This window comes from Mycobacterium sp. IDUB_1, from assembly GCF_055419625.1.
Genome location: NZ_JBVAYA010000001.1, coordinates 2,373,586 through 2,388,258 on the forward strand (window position 1 = coordinate 2,373,586; position 14,673 = coordinate 2,388,258).

At 66.6% G+C, this 14,673-nt stretch carries 16 protein-coding genes; 10 read left to right on the forward strand and 6 right to left on the reverse strand.

Annotation, left to right across the window (positions count from 1 at the left end):
* Window positions 1-59: 59 nt before the first annotated feature.
* The gene (locus ACZYYX_RS11900) at window positions 60-1,469 is read left to right on the forward strand and encodes an FAD-dependent oxidoreductase (RefSeq protein ID WP_463814584.1); all 1,410 of its coding nucleotides are present in this window, start codon (window positions 60-62) and stop codon (window positions 1,467-1,469) included.
* Between the two features lie 39 nt (window positions 1,470-1,508).
* Here the strand turns inward: ACZYYX_RS11900 and ACZYYX_RS11905 are convergent, their stop codons facing one another.
* Together ACZYYX_RS11905 and ACZYYX_RS11910 are read right to left on the reverse strand one after the other, a co-directional pair.
* Window positions 1,509-2,735 (reverse strand): MFS transporter, encoded by a 1,227-nt coding sequence (locus tag ACZYYX_RS11905; protein ID WP_463814585.1) that lies wholly within the window; start codon window positions 2,733-2,735, stop codon window positions 1,509-1,511.
* Window positions 2,732-4,069, reverse strand: coding sequence for an NAD(P)-binding domain-containing protein (locus ACZYYX_RS11910; protein ID WP_463814586.1), 1,338 nt, complete (start codon window positions 4,067-4,069; stop codon window positions 2,732-2,734). The genes ACZYYX_RS11905 and ACZYYX_RS11910 overlap by 4 nt, the downstream gene beginning before the upstream one ends.
* Window positions 4,070-4,156: 87 nt before the next feature.
* Between ACZYYX_RS11910 and ACZYYX_RS11915 the strand changes: the two genes are divergently transcribed.
* From ACZYYX_RS11915 to ACZYYX_RS11930, 4 genes are all read left to right on the forward strand, one after another.
* Entirely contained in the window at window positions 4,157-4,516 is a 360-nt protein-coding gene (locus tag ACZYYX_RS11915; RefSeq protein ID WP_178361076.1) for an ArsR/SmtB family transcription factor, read from the forward strand.
* A 160-nt stretch (window positions 4,517-4,676) separates the two neighbouring features.
* Window positions 4,677-5,084: an ArsR/SmtB family transcription factor gene (locus tag ACZYYX_RS11920; protein WP_178360836.1), complete on the forward strand. Its 408-nt coding sequence runs from the start codon at window positions 4,677-4,679 to the stop codon at window positions 5,082-5,084.
* Complete coding sequence (locus ACZYYX_RS11925) at window positions 5,081-7,048, forward strand: heavy metal translocating P-type ATPase (protein ID WP_463814587.1); 1,968 nt, start codon at window positions 5,081-5,083, stop codon at window positions 7,046-7,048. Before ACZYYX_RS11920 ends, ACZYYX_RS11925 begins: the two co-directional genes overlap by 4 nt.
* 67 nt (window positions 7,049-7,115) lie before the next feature.
* Window positions 7,116-7,715, forward strand: a complete 600-nt coding sequence (locus ACZYYX_RS11930; RefSeq protein WP_178360834.1) for a cadmium resistance transporter — start codon at window positions 7,116-7,118, stop codon at window positions 7,713-7,715.
* A gap of 129 nt (window positions 7,716-7,844) precedes the next feature.
* Here the strand turns inward: ACZYYX_RS11930 and ACZYYX_RS11935 are convergent, their stop codons facing one another.
* The gene (locus ACZYYX_RS11935; protein ID WP_463814588.1) at window positions 7,845-8,162 is read right to left on the reverse strand and encodes an alkylmercury lyase; all 318 of its coding nucleotides are present in this window, start codon (window positions 8,160-8,162) and stop codon (window positions 7,845-7,847) included.
* A 224-nt stretch (window positions 8,163-8,386) separates the two neighbouring features.
* Here ACZYYX_RS11935 and ACZYYX_RS11940 point away from each other — a divergent pair, with 224 nt between their 5' ends.
* The gene (locus ACZYYX_RS11940; protein ID WP_463814589.1) at window positions 8,387-8,965 is read left to right on the forward strand and encodes a recombinase family protein; all 579 of its coding nucleotides are present in this window, start codon (window positions 8,387-8,389) and stop codon (window positions 8,963-8,965) included.
* A complete protein-coding gene (locus ACZYYX_RS11945) occupies window positions 8,958-9,782 on the forward strand; it encodes a TIGR02391 family protein (RefSeq protein WP_178360831.1) in 825 nt (274 codons plus the stop codon). The genes ACZYYX_RS11940 and ACZYYX_RS11945 overlap by 8 nt, the downstream gene beginning before the upstream one ends.
* Before the next feature lie 68 nt (window positions 9,783-9,850).
* On the opposite strand, the gene ACZYYX_RS11950 is transcribed toward ACZYYX_RS11945, so the two are convergent.
* Complete coding sequence (locus ACZYYX_RS11950; protein WP_178360830.1) at window positions 9,851-10,036, reverse strand: antitoxin; 186 nt, start codon at window positions 10,034-10,036, stop codon at window positions 9,851-9,853.
* 161 nt (window positions 10,037-10,197) lie between these two features.
* Between ACZYYX_RS11950 and ACZYYX_RS11955 the strand changes: the two genes are divergently transcribed.
* Genes ACZYYX_RS11955 through ACZYYX_RS11965 form a run of 3 tightly spaced genes read left to right on the forward strand, consistent with a single transcriptional unit; the run spans window position 10,198 to window position 13,924 of the window.
* Window positions 10,198-10,725: a hypothetical protein gene (locus ACZYYX_RS11955; protein WP_178360829.1), complete on the forward strand. Its 528-nt coding sequence runs from the start codon at window positions 10,198-10,200 to the stop codon at window positions 10,723-10,725.
* Entirely contained in the window at window positions 10,725-13,166 is a 2,442-nt protein-coding gene (locus ACZYYX_RS11960) for a hypothetical protein (RefSeq protein ID WP_463814590.1), read from the forward strand. Before ACZYYX_RS11955 ends, ACZYYX_RS11960 begins: the two co-directional genes overlap by 1 nt.
* Complete coding sequence (locus ACZYYX_RS11965) at window positions 13,163-13,924, forward strand: hypothetical protein (protein WP_463814592.1); 762 nt, start codon at window positions 13,163-13,165, stop codon at window positions 13,922-13,924. The genes ACZYYX_RS11960 and ACZYYX_RS11965 overlap by 4 nt, the downstream gene beginning before the upstream one ends.
* A 9-nt stretch (window positions 13,925-13,933) precedes the next feature.
* Here ACZYYX_RS11965 and ACZYYX_RS11970 read toward each other — a convergent pair whose 3' ends face one another.
* Window positions 13,934-14,323 carry a helix-turn-helix domain-containing protein gene (locus tag ACZYYX_RS11970; RefSeq protein ID WP_178360826.1) on the reverse strand — a complete coding sequence of 130 codons (390 nt, stop codon included), beginning with the start codon at window positions 14,321-14,323 and terminating at the stop codon, window positions 13,934-13,936.
* Window positions 14,324-14,329: 6 nt separating this feature from the next.
* On the reverse strand, window positions 14,330-14,662 hold the full coding sequence (locus ACZYYX_RS11975) for a type II toxin-antitoxin system RelE/ParE family toxin (protein ID WP_347133380.1): 333 nt from the start codon (window positions 14,660-14,662) through the stop codon (window positions 14,330-14,332).
* Between the last annotated feature and the right edge of the window lie 11 nt (window positions 14,663-14,673).

Sequence of the window (14,673 nt, forward strand, 5' to 3'; positions counted from 1 at the left end):
CTCACGCTGCAACCCAGCACCCTCCCCAAACCACTCGATTCTCCCGAGGAGACTTCGTCATGCCCGCACGCCATATCGTCGCCATCGGCGGCAGCGACGCCGGAATCAGCGCCGCGCTGCGCATCCGCGAACTCGACCCCAGCACCGAGGTGACCGTCGTCGTCGCCGACGCCTACCCCAACTTCTCCATCTGCGGCATCCCGTACTACGTCTCCGGCGAGGTCACGCACTGGAGCAACCTGGCGCATCGCACCGCCGACGACCTGGCCGCCACCGGCATGCGCGTGCTCACCGACACCCGCGCCACCCGAATCAACGTCGCCGACCACACCCTCGATGTCCTCGACCCCACCGGACAACCCACCGAACTGTCCTATGACGCCCTGATCGTGGGCACCGGCGCCGTCAGCGCCCGCCCACCCATCGACGGCCTCACCGGACCCGACGCCCTCGGACCCAAAGATGGTGTGCACCTGCTGCATTCGATGGGCGACACCTTCGCCGTCATGGACTCCTTGCAGCAGCGCGACCCCAAGACCGCGGTCATCATCGGCGCCGGCTACATCGGCCTGGAAATGGCCGAAGGGCTCACCACCCGCGGGATCGCCGTCACCCAATTCGAAGCGCTCCCCGAAGTGCTGCCGACCGTCGACCCCGAACTGGGCGCCCTCGTCCACGACGAACTGGAACGCCACGGCGTCCAGGTCCTCACCCACACCACCGTCTCCGCGGTCACCCGCACCGACACCGGCGCCCTCACCGTGACCGCCCACCGCGACGGCGAAACACTCGAAACGACAGTCGATTTCGTGCTCGTCGTGGTCGGTGTCCGCCCCGACGTGGAGCTGGCCGCCGACGCCGGCGCCGAACTCGCCATCAAGGGTGCGATCGCCGTGGACGAGGCGATGCGCACCACCTTGGCGGATGTGTTCGCTGCCGGGGATTGTGTCCACACCCACCACCGGATGCTTGGTCTGACGTGGTTGCCGCTGGGCACCACCGCCCACAAGCAGGGCCGCGTCGCCGGAGAGAACGCCCTCGGCGGCTCAGCGCGGTTCGCCGGCAGCCTCGGCACCCAGGTGGTCAAGGTCTTCAACCTGGTGGCCGCCCGCACCGGCCTGCGCGACCATGAGGTGCTCGCCGCCGATCGCGGGTGGGCACCGGTCACCACCACGGCTTCCCCGGATGACCACAAGGCCTACTACCCGGGCGCCACCCCGATCCACATCCGGATCACCGGCGACGAACGCACCGGCCGCCTGCTGGGTGCTCAGCTGGTCGGGCACCGCAGCGCGGAGGTGTCCAAGCGGGTCGACACCTACGCCGCCGCCCTGTTCCACGACATGACCGTCGAGGGCTTCTCCGAGCTGGATCTGTCCTACACCCCGCCACTGGGATCACCCTGGGACGCCACCCAAATGGCCACCCAGACCTGGACGCGCCACCTCCGGGCGATGGTATTCAGCTGACCCCGGGCAGTACTGGATCGGATCGCGAGCCGAAGGCGGCTAGACCCGGACGATCGGCACGGGGGTCGCGACTCGCGGCCTGGTAGCCACCGCCATCAGTGCCCCCGCCGCGGCGATCGCACCGAGGGCGACGAACATCGCGTCGTACCCCCCGAGCAGGCTGGCCAGCGCCGCACCGACGAACGGTCCGACCGCGGTAGCGATCATGATCGGCGCGGACAGGAGACCGCTGAGATGACCGTAATGGGTAGAACCCCAACGCTCGGTGACCGCGGTGGCTTGCAGCAGCGTCATGATGCCGCGCATCACCCCCGCCCCGATCGCCACCACGACCAGCGCAGCGAAACTGCTGAACAGCCCGAGCAGCGCGGTGGTGGCGGCGACGCCGGCCATGATGATCACCGTCCGGGGCACGACGCCGACGCGACGCACCAGGATCTGATAGCCCAGGCGTCCGAGCACCTGGCCTGCGCCGCCCAGGCCGAGCGCGACGGCGGCGGCACCAGTGCTGATGCCGCGTTGACTCATCAACGGCACCAGATTGGCGATCACCGCGTACGAGGCGAGTCCGGCCAGCGCGAACGCCGCGATCAACGCCAGAAAGGGCCCGCTGCGCGCGGTGCGGGTCGGTGCCTCGACGTGATGATGCTGAGTGGTTACCGCCGGCCACTGGCGTCGCAGGCCGAAGAAATGCGCCGGGATCGTGATCACCGCCATGACCGCTGCCAGGACGAGATAGGTGTGGCGCCAACTCATCTGAGCGGACAGTGCGGCGGTCAGGGGCGCGAACACGGTGCTGGCGAACCCGGCCACCAGCGTCAGCACAGTCAGGGCGCGTACCGCGTCGGCGCCGAAGAACCGAGTCAGCGCCGCGAACGCGGGCGCATAGAACACCGCGCTCATCGCCACCCCAGCCAGCACCCAGGCCGCGACGAACCAGCCGTAGTTCGGCGCCGTCACGACCGCCACCACTGAGAGCACACCGAGGATGGAGCCGGCGGTCATGATCCAGCGCGGACCGACGCGGTCCAACCACCGCCCGACCGGGATGCCCACCAGAGCTGCGGTCACCAGCCCGGCAGAGAACGCTGCGGTCACCGCGGGGGCTGACCAGCCAGTGTCGGTGCTGATCCGCTCCGAAAGCACCGTGAAGGCGTAATAGAGCACACCCCAGCTGGTGATCTCGGTGACACACAACGTCAACAGCACCCAGCGCAACTCGTGCCGAGCTGCGCTGGGTGCCGTAGAAGAATCCGCTTCGGTCATCCGCCAACGGGATTGAGCGACAACGACAACGGTTGCGGTGCCGACGGGGCGGGGCCGCAGCAGCCACCGCCGGCGTTCTCACCCTGCGGGTCGTCGAACAAGCCCGCCCCGTTGCACACCCCGGTATCGGGCAGCGTCAACTCCACCCGGCGGGCAGCCTCGTGGTCGCCGGCCAGTTCGGCGGCGATGCTGCGGACCTGCTCGTAGCCGGTCATCGCCAGGAACGTCGGTGCGCGCCCATAGGACTTCATGCCCACGATGTACAGATTCGGTTCCGGGTGGGCCAACTCGGCGGCGCCGTGCGGCAACACGCTGCCACAGGAGTGCATGTTCGGATCGATCGAGCCGGCCAGGTTGACCGGGGCCTGCAAAATCGGGTCCAGCTCGATGCGCATCTCCGACAGAAACGACAGATCCGGACGGAACCCGGTCAAGACCACCACGTGATCGGCCGACGGCAAGGAACGTCCGTCCTCCGCGGTCAGCACGGCGCGGCCGTCCACCAGGTCGATGCGCTCAGTGCGGAACCCGGTCGACAGCGACACCCGTCCCGCCTCGACCCCTTCCTTGGATCGCACACCCAGCGCACCGCGCTGGGGCAGTTCATCGGCGGCGCCTCCGCCGAAGGTGTCCTCGGACACCCCGCGGCGCAGCACCCACGTCACCGTCGTCGACGGATCCTTGCGCACCACCTCGCCGAGCTGGATCACCGCGGTCATCGCCGAATGCCCGCTGCCGACCACCACCACATGCTTGCCCACCAATGCCGAAGCCTGCGCCAGCGTCGGTGGGACATAAGTCAGCACCCCGGAGGCTGCCGCCGCGCGTTCCCCGATTGCGGGAACACCGTCAGCGCCAGCGGGATTGGGCTGACCCCAGGTGCCCGAGGCATCAATGACGGCCTGGGACTGCACCCGACACTCCGTGCCGTCAGCGTTGCTCACGTGCACGACGAACGGCGCCTCGGCGCGGCCTGGGCTCACGAGGCGGTCCCGACCCAGCCGGGACACCGCCACGACTCGCGCGCCGTACTGCACCCGCGTACCCAAGGTGCCCGCTAGCGGTGCCAGGTAGCTGTCGATCCACTCTCTGCCGGTGGGGAATCCCGACTCGGGGGCGGCCCAGCCGGTGAGTTCGAGCAGTTGGGCGGCAGCGGGGTCGACCAGTTCGGGCCAGGGGGAGAAGGTGCGGACGTGCTCCCACTGCTCAACGGCCGCAGCAAAACTCGTGCCGGCCTCCAGCACCAACGGGGTGAGTCCACGCTTCAGCAGGTGCGCGGCCGCCGCCAGACCCAACGGTCCGGCTCCGATCACTACGACGGGCAGCTCCGACATCCTCGACTCCTCTCATCGACGTTCTTCGATGAATTGATCGTGCGTGATCCATCGACGTTTGTCAATGCGTGTGTCATCATGGACGACATGGCCACCGCGACCGTCCCACTGACCTCCAGCGACGCGGCTGCCTGCTGCTCACCACTGACCGGCGGCGTGCTGGACACACCCGCCGCCGAACGCCTCGCGTCGGTGTTCAAAGCGCTTGCCGATCCGGCACGGGTCAAGTTGGTGTCGCTCATCGCCGCATCCGACGGTGGTGAAGCGTGCATCTGCGACCTCACCGAACCCCTCGGACTGAGCCAGCCCACGGTGTCTCACCACATGAAGCTGCTCGTCGACAGCGGCCTGGTCAGTCGCGACCAACGCGGCAAGTGGGCCTACTACCGCGTTAACGCCGAATCTCTAGACCGCATCGCCGCCGCAGTGTCGACCCATCCGGCCTAAACGACCTGACACCGCGTTGTCTCATTTTTAAAGAATGTGGACGTCTCAGTTCCTGTCTTGGGCGCTCTGAAGCCCACCACGGCGCGGCGAACCAAACCCCAGACTTACCGGCACCCGGCCCGGCGTCGAAATATCGCTGACCACCGGCTATCATCGTCATATGACGATGAATAACGCGGATGGCTGCCTCGCCGGAACTACATCGGGAAGTTCAAATCTGGATGCCGCGGTGGCGCTGTTTCACAGTCTGTCCGATTCTGCGCGGTTGGCGATCGTGCGCCGCCTGGCCGATGGGGAGGCCCGTGTGGTGGACCTGATCGGGGAACTGGGGTTGGCGCAGTCCACCGTGTCGGCCCATGTGGCGTGCCTGCGGGACTGCGGCCTGGTCACCGGTCGCCCCGAGGGCCGGCAGGTGTTCTACTCGCTGACCCGCCCGGAGCTGCTCGACCTGCTGGCCTCGGCCGAGACACTGTTGGCCGCCACCGGCAACGCCGTCGCGCTGTGCCCCACCTACGGAACCCGCTCCGGCACCGACACGACCACGGGTGCACAGGAGGCTCACCGATGAGCGAAGCATGCGGCTGCGGCAACGACGAACCCCGCGGCGACGACGACCACGATGGTGAGCCCGAGAAGCTGTGGCAGATCAAGGAACTGCAGTTCGCCGCCATCTCCGGGGTGTTCCTGCTGGCAGCCCTAATCGCCGGAGTCCTCGACGCCGCCGAGCCGGTCGTCCTAGCACTCGAAGCGGTGGCGCTTGTGGCCGGCGCCTACACCTTCGTACCGTCCACCCTGAAGCGGCTGGCGAAGGGCAAGATCGGGGTCGGCACGCTGATGACCATCGCCGCGGTGGGCGCGGTGATCCTCGGCGAGGTGGGTGAGGCCGCGATGCTGGCCTTCCTGTTCTCCATCAGCGAGGGACTCGAAGAGTACTCGCTGGCCCGCACCCGCCGCGGTCTGCGCGCGCTCTTGTCGCTGGTGCCCGACGAGGCCACCGTGCTGCGCGATGGGACCGAAAAGACCGTTGCGCCAACCGATCTCCAGATCGGCGACCGGATGCTGGTCAAGCCCGGTGAGCGTGTCGCGACCGACGGGATCATCCGCCACGGCCGCACCGCGCTCGATGTCTCCGCCATCACCGGCGAGTCAGTCCCCGTGGAAGCCGGGCCCGGTGATGAGGTGTTCGCCGGGTCGATCAACGGCACCGGGGCACTCGAGGTGGAGGTCAGCACCACCGCCGAGGACAACTCACTGGCCCGCATCGTGCGCATCGTGGAGGCCGAACAATCCCGCAAGGGCGCCTCCCAACGCTTGGCCGACCGCATCGCCAAACCCCTGGTGCCCGGGATCATGATCGTCGCCGCACTGATCGCGGTGATCGGCAGCCTGCTCGGGGACTCGGCCACCTGGATCGAACGTGCCCTGGTGGTGCTGGTCGCCGCCTCACCGTGCGCGTTGGCGATCTCGGTGCCGGTCACCGTGGTGGCCGCTATCGGCGCCGCCAGCAAGCTCGGTGCCCTGGTCAAGGGCGGCGCGGCACTGGAAGGGCTGGGCAGAATCCGCAGCGTCGCCTTGGACAAGACCGGCACGCTCACCGCGAACCGGCCCGCCGTCATCGACGTGGCCACCGCCAACGGTGCCACTCGCGAGCAGGTGCTCGATGTGGCGGCGGCCCTGGAATCGCGCAGCGAGCACCCGCTGGCCGCGGCGATCCTCGCCGCAAATGATGACGTCATCCCTGCCACCGACGTCGAAGCCGTCACCGGTGCCGGACTCACCGGCCACCGCGACGGGCACACGCTTCGCCTCGGCCGCCCCGGCTGGCTAGACCCCGGCCCACTCGCCGGTGATGTCACCCGGATGCAGCAAGCCGGGGCCACCGCGGTCCTCGTCGAACACAACGGCCAGGTCATCGGTGCCATCGCCGTGCGCGACGAGCTGCGCCCCGAGGCCGCCGAGGTGGTCGCCCAATTGCGCCGCGACGGCTACCACGTGGCGATGCTCACCGGCGACAACCACGCCACCGCCGCCGCGCTGGCCCGCGACGTCGGGATCGAGGACGTGCACGCCGAGCTGCGCCCCGAAGACAAGGCGCGCCTGATCGAACAGCTCCGCGCCCAGCGGCCCACCGCGATGGTCGGCGATGGCGTCAACGACGCTCCTCCGCTGGCCACCGCCGACATAGGTATTGCGATGGGCGCGATGGGCACCGACGTGGCCATCGAAACCGCCGATGTGGCGTTGATGGGCGAAGACCTGCGCCATCTGCCCCAAACGTTCCGCCATGCGCGGCGGGCGCGGCGGATCATGCTGCAAAACGTCGGCCTGTCCCTGGGCCTGATCATCGCGTTGGTGCCGCTGGCGCTGTTCGGGGTGCTCGGGCTGGCCGCGGTGGTGCTGGTTCACGAACTCGCCGAGATCGTGGTCATCGCCAACGGTGTGCGGGCCGGGCGCACCACACCGCTGTCCGCCGCGCCGGTCGATCCGGCAGTCAGCCATGGCCGCGTGGCGCCGGTGGGCGCGCCGTCGTGACCGCCGGCCACACCGGCGCGGTGGCTAGTCGGCGGGCCAGCGACACCGCAGACACCTGCGCACGCACATGATCCTGTCGTCTGTTCTGCCCGCCATTGGCCTGTTCATCGTCACCAACATCGACGACATCATCGTGCTCTCGTTGTTCTTCGCCCGCGGCGCGGGACAACGCGGGACGACGGCCCGGATCACCGCAGGTCAATACCTGGGATTTGCGGGAATCCTCGGCGCGGCCGTGTTGGTGACGCTGGGCGCCGGAGCGTTCCTTCCCCCGCACGTCATCCCGTACTTCGGGCTCATCCCCCTGGCCCTGGGACTGTGGGCGGCATGGCGGGCCTGGCGTGGCAACGACGACGATGACGATGACGGCAAGGTTGCCGGCAAGAACGTCGGTGTCTGGACCGTCGCCGCAGTCACCTTCGCCAACGGCGGGGACAACATCGGGGTCTACGTTCCGGTCTTCTTGAGCGTGGGACCGGCGGCCGTGGTGGCCTACTGCGTCGTGTTCCTCGTGCTCGTCGCGGTCCTCGTCATCGCCGCCCGATTCGTCGCCACCCGCCGGCCGATTGCCGAAGTCCTCGAACGCTGGGAACACGTCCTGTTCCCGGTCGTCCTGATCGCCCTGGGCATCTTCATTTTGGTCAGCGGCCTGGCCTTTGAGAACTAGGCGGCCATGAACTGCGGCGGTGGGATCGGCGACAACGTGGGCGTCGCACCTATCCGACCAGCGGCAGTGTCTCTTTTCTAGACAAACGCGGCGATCCGGTTCTTGTCTCACGTCAGCGGCAGGCGTCGGTTAGCTGCGCGACTGTCGTCGCCGGAACGCATTGGTCAGCTGGGTGACTGTCGGCAATCCACTCAGGCCGCCATCGGTCTGGTACACCCGGCACGCCAACACTCTCACCGGCACCGCATCGTCAAAGGCGTCTGTGCCGTCGATGAGGATGGTTGGAGAGCCTGCGAACGGTAAGGCCGCCGCCTCTTCGTCGGTAGTGACCCGCCGATACGCGATCTCGACGTCGGCAAATCCGGCTGCTGCTGCTGCTGCTGCCGCACGGGTACCGGCTTCCTGCCAATTCGGGCACCCGTCGAAATAAACAACCTCCACTCTCATCTGACTGAGTGTGCAACACGTGAAGAGTCGGCAAAGGCTTCAGATTCCTCCATGCGGATCGTGTCCGCACGATTCCTGCTTGTTTTCTCGGTTGTAGAGAAATAGAGACAGCGCTACGCGACCACATTGCGGTCACATAGCGCCAGGTCGCGGTGTCTCGTTTCTTGTCTCACACCGCGTGTCTCAGATCCGCGTTGTCGGAGGCCAATGAGACGGTGTTGGCTGTGACTACGACTCTCGGGTACGTCCGCGTCAGCACCATGGGTCAAGAACTCGACGCCCAGCGCGCCGCCTTGACCGCAGCTGGCGTCGAGACGGGCCGGATCTTCACCGACAAACTCTCTGGCTCAGCCAAGACGAAGCGCCCAGGACTTGCAGCAATGCTCGATTACGCACGAGCCGGTGACACCGCCGTTGTAGCCGCCATCGACCGACTTGGACGTTCGGTCGCCGAAGTCACCCGCACCATTGCCGACCTCGGTGAACGTCAAATCATGCTGCGCACCCTGCGGGACGGAGTCGACACGGCCACTCCCACTGGCCGCGCGGTAGCAGCCATCATGGCGACCCTCGCCGAACTCGAACTAGGTAGGGAGCGGCGCGCCGCATCTCGACACTCCCGCCGTTCCCGGCAACTACCGGCTACCAAGCCACCCGAGCTCAGCCCTGAACGGCAGGATCAACTTCGGCGTCTGGCAGCGACAGGTGAGCCGGTCACCGAGCTTGCCGCCGCATTTGGGATCGGCCGCGCAACCGCATACCGATATCTCGCCAATCAAGGAGAGACGCACCCAAATGCCTGAGCCAGCATGGAAACTGGGCATCTTGACCGGAGTTGCTCAAGTGCTCGCAGATACCCAGGACGGCCTAACCGGAACCCAGATCGGTCAGCTACTGGGACGCCTTCACATGGAAGACCCCGCGGCCGGAGTCACGAAGTGGAAGCGGCTGGAGGAAGCATTCATACGCCGACATAACAACGATGGTCATCCCCAGCGGATCATCACCTTCATTCAGCACGCCATGGAACCGGCCAACTACGTCAACAGGCCCGAGCTATTCACACTGCGTCAAGACCAACTGAATGAGGTTCTCACCTTCGTCAGTCTCCGGATCGACGAGAAAGGTGTGGTGCGGCCCGGTGCCCGCTCATCCACTCTCGACGAGGCATCTCGCAACGCAACCTCATTGCGAGCAGAGCTGCGCAGGAGAGGCACCCACGATGAAGTACTCCGCTACTGCACCGTTGAGCTGCTCAAGAAGAACAACTTTCACGCCTCTTTGGAGGCAACGAAGAGCGTGTTCGGGCGAGTTCGCCAGTTGTCGGGCCTTAGCGGCGATGGTGCCGCGCTGATCGACGCAGCACTGTCTCTCGGTAAGTCGGGTACGCCGATCATCGCTATCAACGACCTGGCATCGCAGACCGACCGAGATGAACAAACAGGTTTCGCCAATCTCATCAAGGGCCTGGCCGGCATGTTCAGAAACCCGGTAGCTCACGATCCCCGCGTAGTACGAACGGTGACCGACATCCAGCTGTTGGAACTGGTGACCACGCTGTCGATGGTGCACCGTCGATTAGACGTCGCGACCGTGAACCATCCATCGTCGACCAGCTGATCTTGGTGTCTGAAAAACCGTCGTTTTTGGGACAGCGCCGTGGGAGGCTGGCGCGTCCGCGCTCGATCTCACAGTTTGGGGGTACGGGCAGCCAGGCCCAGAGGTTCAGGCTCGAAGTCGATGTCATGTCCGGCGTCGGCGGCCAACATCACCGACATGGGAACGTCGTCGCCAGCCAATCCCGCTTTGGAGATCACGCGGCCAGCACGCCTTCGCAGCGCTGCCTTGATCCCCTGGGTTAGCTTGCGAATCACGATCTCTCAATTCTGGTCCCGGGTTATTTTAGACACACATCCTCTGTACCTGCACTGATTTGCTAGGTGTTATCTATAGGCAACAGAGCTGCGGAAAGTCGCCATCACGAATGTGCCTGCGGCGGTGGCCGGGTGTCACTCGCTCGGGATACCGTCGTGTCATGACCATGAGGGACCGGCGGCGTCACAGCACCGGGATCACCGCTGCCGCGGCGGCGTTCGTGGTCGCAGTCGGTGCCGTGGTGAGCAGCGGCCTGGCCCTCGCCCATCCCATCGAACCGAGTCAGCACACGGTGAACATGGTTCCCGCGCCGCCACCCAGGTACAGCAGCAGCGAAACGCAAACCGCGAGGACTGACGCATGCGCCGCGTGGGATCGAGCGGCGCGGTCGACGGCGTTGGCCAGCAGGTCCAGCGCCGAGGCGCTGGAGCAGAGCTGGACAAGCCCGGAGAGCCTCGCCGCGTTGGCCACGGAGAAACGTACCGGTGTGGCCGCGGTTTCGTACCTGCGTACGCAACTGTCTGACGCCACACCGGCTTCGACAGCAATACCGCTGCACGGCTGGATGGCGGCCAACATCGACATGTTGCACGCGCTGAACATGCGGCAGTGGGACGAGGCCGCTCGTGAACTAAAACGCGGTAACGCTCTGATCGATGTCATCACGTCCGAGTGCGGGTTGCGCTGATGCCTGCTGTCGGAGGGTCTGCCGGATCGTATGGGCGGCTGATCGTTACGCCGGACATGGAGCCGCCCGACGCTACGCACTGGGACACTCAGGAGCAGACCTACCGGGCTGGTGCGGCGTCGTGGGACGGGATCCACCAGCAGATCGTGGCTGACAGCGCAAGATTTCGCGATGCGGCCGATTCGCAGGGCTTCGACGAGGTTCACCGGGTGAACGCGGTGTTGGCCGAGGAGGCCAAGACGATCGCTGAGTGGCACGACAAGTGCGCCAACAAGTGCGTCGATATCGCCACGGTGCTGCGCGATACACGCGCCGGTCAGGAGCAGCTCGTCCGCGAGGCAGACGCCAAGATCTCCAGTGCGAAGCTCCCAGGCGAAGCCGAAGCCCTGGTGACCCAGTACCACGGCATAGCCCGGTACCAGACCGAGGCGGGAGTAACCGCCGCAATGGCCTCCCACACCGCTTTCAAGGCGAGCACCGAAAACACAAGGGCGCTAGATCTTTTGACGAAGTGGGGCGATGTTCCCGCAACTCCTCCCGCGCAACCGGTCGACCACACGTCGCCGGGAATCGAACAGGATGAAAACCCCTACCGCTACACCGAAAAGCGGGAAGCCGGGGCTGATGCACCTAAGCCTGTGGACGACGCGCCGACAGATCCGGCAGGTACGTCAACCACTCAGCCTGGAGTTGGTCCCGGCAGCAAGTCGGCCGCAGGTGACGAGGGGATCAAGGCCGCGACCGGACCAGTAACGCAGCCGACGCCTGGCGTGACTTCTTCACCCGCGGCATCAGCGCTCGGCGGCGGCGGTATGCCGTCCATGGGTGGCATGGGTGGCATGGGTGGTGGCGGGATGGGTTCCGGTGGGGTTCCGAAGATGCCCGGCGGTCTGGGCAGTGGCGGCATGCCGGGGATGGGGTCCAATCCGCTGAGTGGCGGTGTCGGTCAGATGCCCGGCGCAGCAAGTGGTTTGCCGAACGCAGGAGCTGTGTCAGGTGCGGGGAGCGCGCCGCCGTTGTCGTCGGCGTTCAACCAGGGAATGGCGACTACGGCGGGGATGGGCGGCGGAATACCGTCTGCACCACCTCCAGCTCCAGCGAATCCGTCACCGGCCCTATCGGCCGGTGGTGGGCATGCGGCATCCCCCGTGTCGGCGGCACCCGGCGGGGGCGTCTCGCCGGCCGCGGCGCAGCCGGGCATGGTGTCTCCAGCCGCCCCGGCGGCTGCCGCGCCTACCGGCGCGGGGACCGGCGGCGGTGGTGCGCCGATGATGCTGCCACCGGGTTCGATGGGTCCCCCAGCAGGTGCGCCACCCCCGGCACCAACCGTGCCGGCGGGCTCCCTCAGCTCAACCAATGCCCCGGCAGCGCCCGCCCCGTCCGCAGCGAGTGCGGCTGCGGGCCCGACTCTGATTCCGGCCAGTGTGGTCGCTGCGGGCCAGACCGCAGCCGCCCGGGAGCGCCGCGAGTCCGCAGACGCAGCGGCGGCCAAGGAGTTGGTCTGGAAGCTGCAGCACGCCGCGTACATGGCGCGCAATCCCGCGGCGGGGTGGGCCGTCGGGGTGTTCCGGTCTCCGAGCGGCACCGAGACGGTCATCACCTCCAATGACGGGTCCAGCTACATCCCGGCGGGGGTGTTCGTTCCGCGCTCCGTGCGGGTGTTGGCCACAGATCCGTTGCTGAACGGTTCTTTTCGGCAGAGGTGGTTCGGCTGGGGCGATCCCGCACGGGTCCTCGTCGAGTACGCCCAACTGCGCGCACAGTGGGGCTGGAAGCTGGTCGCAGCAGCCACCACGGCGGGAGTCAACGTCTTGCGCGATGCCGGGGTGGAGCATCCGCCGTCGTGCTCGGGAGACACCAACCCGCTGCTACAACAGGGCGTCGAGGTGCCCGCCCCAGTGCTCGACGACATGCATGTGCACCGGCTGGCGGTGCTATGGCCCGAGGTGTATCCGCAGTTGCTACGCATCATGGACGCCGACCCAATTTTTCAAGACCGGATCGTCTCGGCGGTGACCGCGGCGATGATCAACGCAGCAACGACCCAGGCCCAAGTCATCGATGGCGGTATTGACGAAGCGTTACGCCTGGTCTGGGCGATCCGCGGTAGTGACCGCAAGCCAACCGTGCAGCAGTGGGCGGACTACGACAAGGCGGCCAAAGCCCTCAACGTCATGACCGCGATGCGCCGACCGGCTTTCGCCACCAATACCGGTGCGGTCGCCGATCCCAGCGACACCACCGAAGAGCTGGCCGACTACCGGGCGCACTGGATGGTTGCGCGTACTGCCGAGCACATCGGCGGGTGGTCCAGGCGCCCGCTGCCGCTACCCGACATGTGCTACGCCGCAGCCGCTACCGGCGATCCTGACCTGCGCGACATGATCGTCAAGGCCCTTGTCAGCGTTGAAGAGGACCTCCAATACGAGGCTCCTCGATGACGACTCCAGAGGGTGCGGACGGCGCGGCCTGGAGAGTCGAGCTGGAGCGCTGGCATGCCGAGCTGGCCAATACCATCGACCAAGCATCTCTGTGGGCACGGGAGTTTCATGTGTCCACCGGGGACGGTCGCTGGGGTGATACCTCGGCACCGCCGAGCTATCCGCTGCTCGGGTACGCCCACCGGCTGGAACAGATCGGTGCGACGCTGAAGATGTTGTGCGCGAACGCCTCTCTTGACCCGCCGGTCTTGAGTTGGGATCGCACCACGCTTCAAGCACCGCCGAAGAACGGGATACCTGGGCGCGACCCCGATTGGAGAGAGGCCCACTACGTCGAGGGCGGCCAGTATCTCCTGCACATCAGGCCAAGCGCCCCTGATTCCGATAGCGTTACTGCGCAACAGCATTGGCGCACTGCACTCGCGTTTGCCGCTCCGTCGGTGCTGGAACGCGAGTTCGGGATACCGCAGCTCGCTACCTACGCGGAGCAGGCTCAAGGGCTGTTCGACATCGCCCATGACACGGTGCGTGCTGCCTTCCGTAACAGCGTGGCCGCCACCTACGGCCGGAGATGGGCCACGTGGCCCACAACCGGTGAAAGTGGCCGACCTCTGATGATGTGGATGACAGAGCTTATTCAGTTCGGCTGTTCGGCCGAGGAGTGCGAAGCCGTGCTCCGCGATATCGAGGTGATCGATTCTCAGGCCGTCGTCATTTGCCGCGCGACTCTTACAACCTGGCTGCGGGAGACAGCCTGACCGCTGGGGTTATGCGGCAGTGATGGCAATGTGGAGGCGTTTCCCGCACGCTGCGGCGAGCCGTTCCAGGGCGTCGATACCGGGGGTGCGTGCACCGTTCTCCCAGGCGGCGACGGCGGATTGGCTGGTGCCCATGGCGGCGGCGAGCTGGGTTTGGGTGAGACCGGCCTCGGTGCGGGCGGCGTAGACCAGCTCGGCGAGGTCCATCGCTCGGCCGGCATCCTGGTAGGCCTGCTCGTAGGTCTGGCGTTGGGCGTCGGTGAGGGCGGCCTGGCGCTGGGCGCGGGCGGTTCGGTAATCGACCCCACCGCTGGAGGTGGCGACCTTCTTCGCAGCGGCGGGGGCTTTCTTAGCGGCCTTCTTCGGGGCAGCAGTCTTCTTGGCGGTTTTGACGGTCATGGCGGGTTATCCCTTCTTGGTCTGGTGGCGTCGTAGCGCTTTGCGCGCGCGGATGATTTCGTTGCGTTCGTTTTGGCGTTGTTTGCGGAAGGTGGTCAGGGTGACCAGCTGGCGGTCGGGGTCGGCGGTGTAGGTGATGCGTTGGTTGACCTGTCCGCAGCGAAACCGCAACTCCCACAGTTTCTCTGAGAGGTAGCGGTTGTGCGGCATGCCGAGTGCGATGCCCTCGGCGGTGAGCCGGTCGAGGGCCTGATCGGCCTGGGCGAGTTCGCTTTCAGACAGACCGGCATACCAGCGTTCCACTTCGCCGCTGAGCATGATCCGCCACTCATCACCCACACCCCTACTAT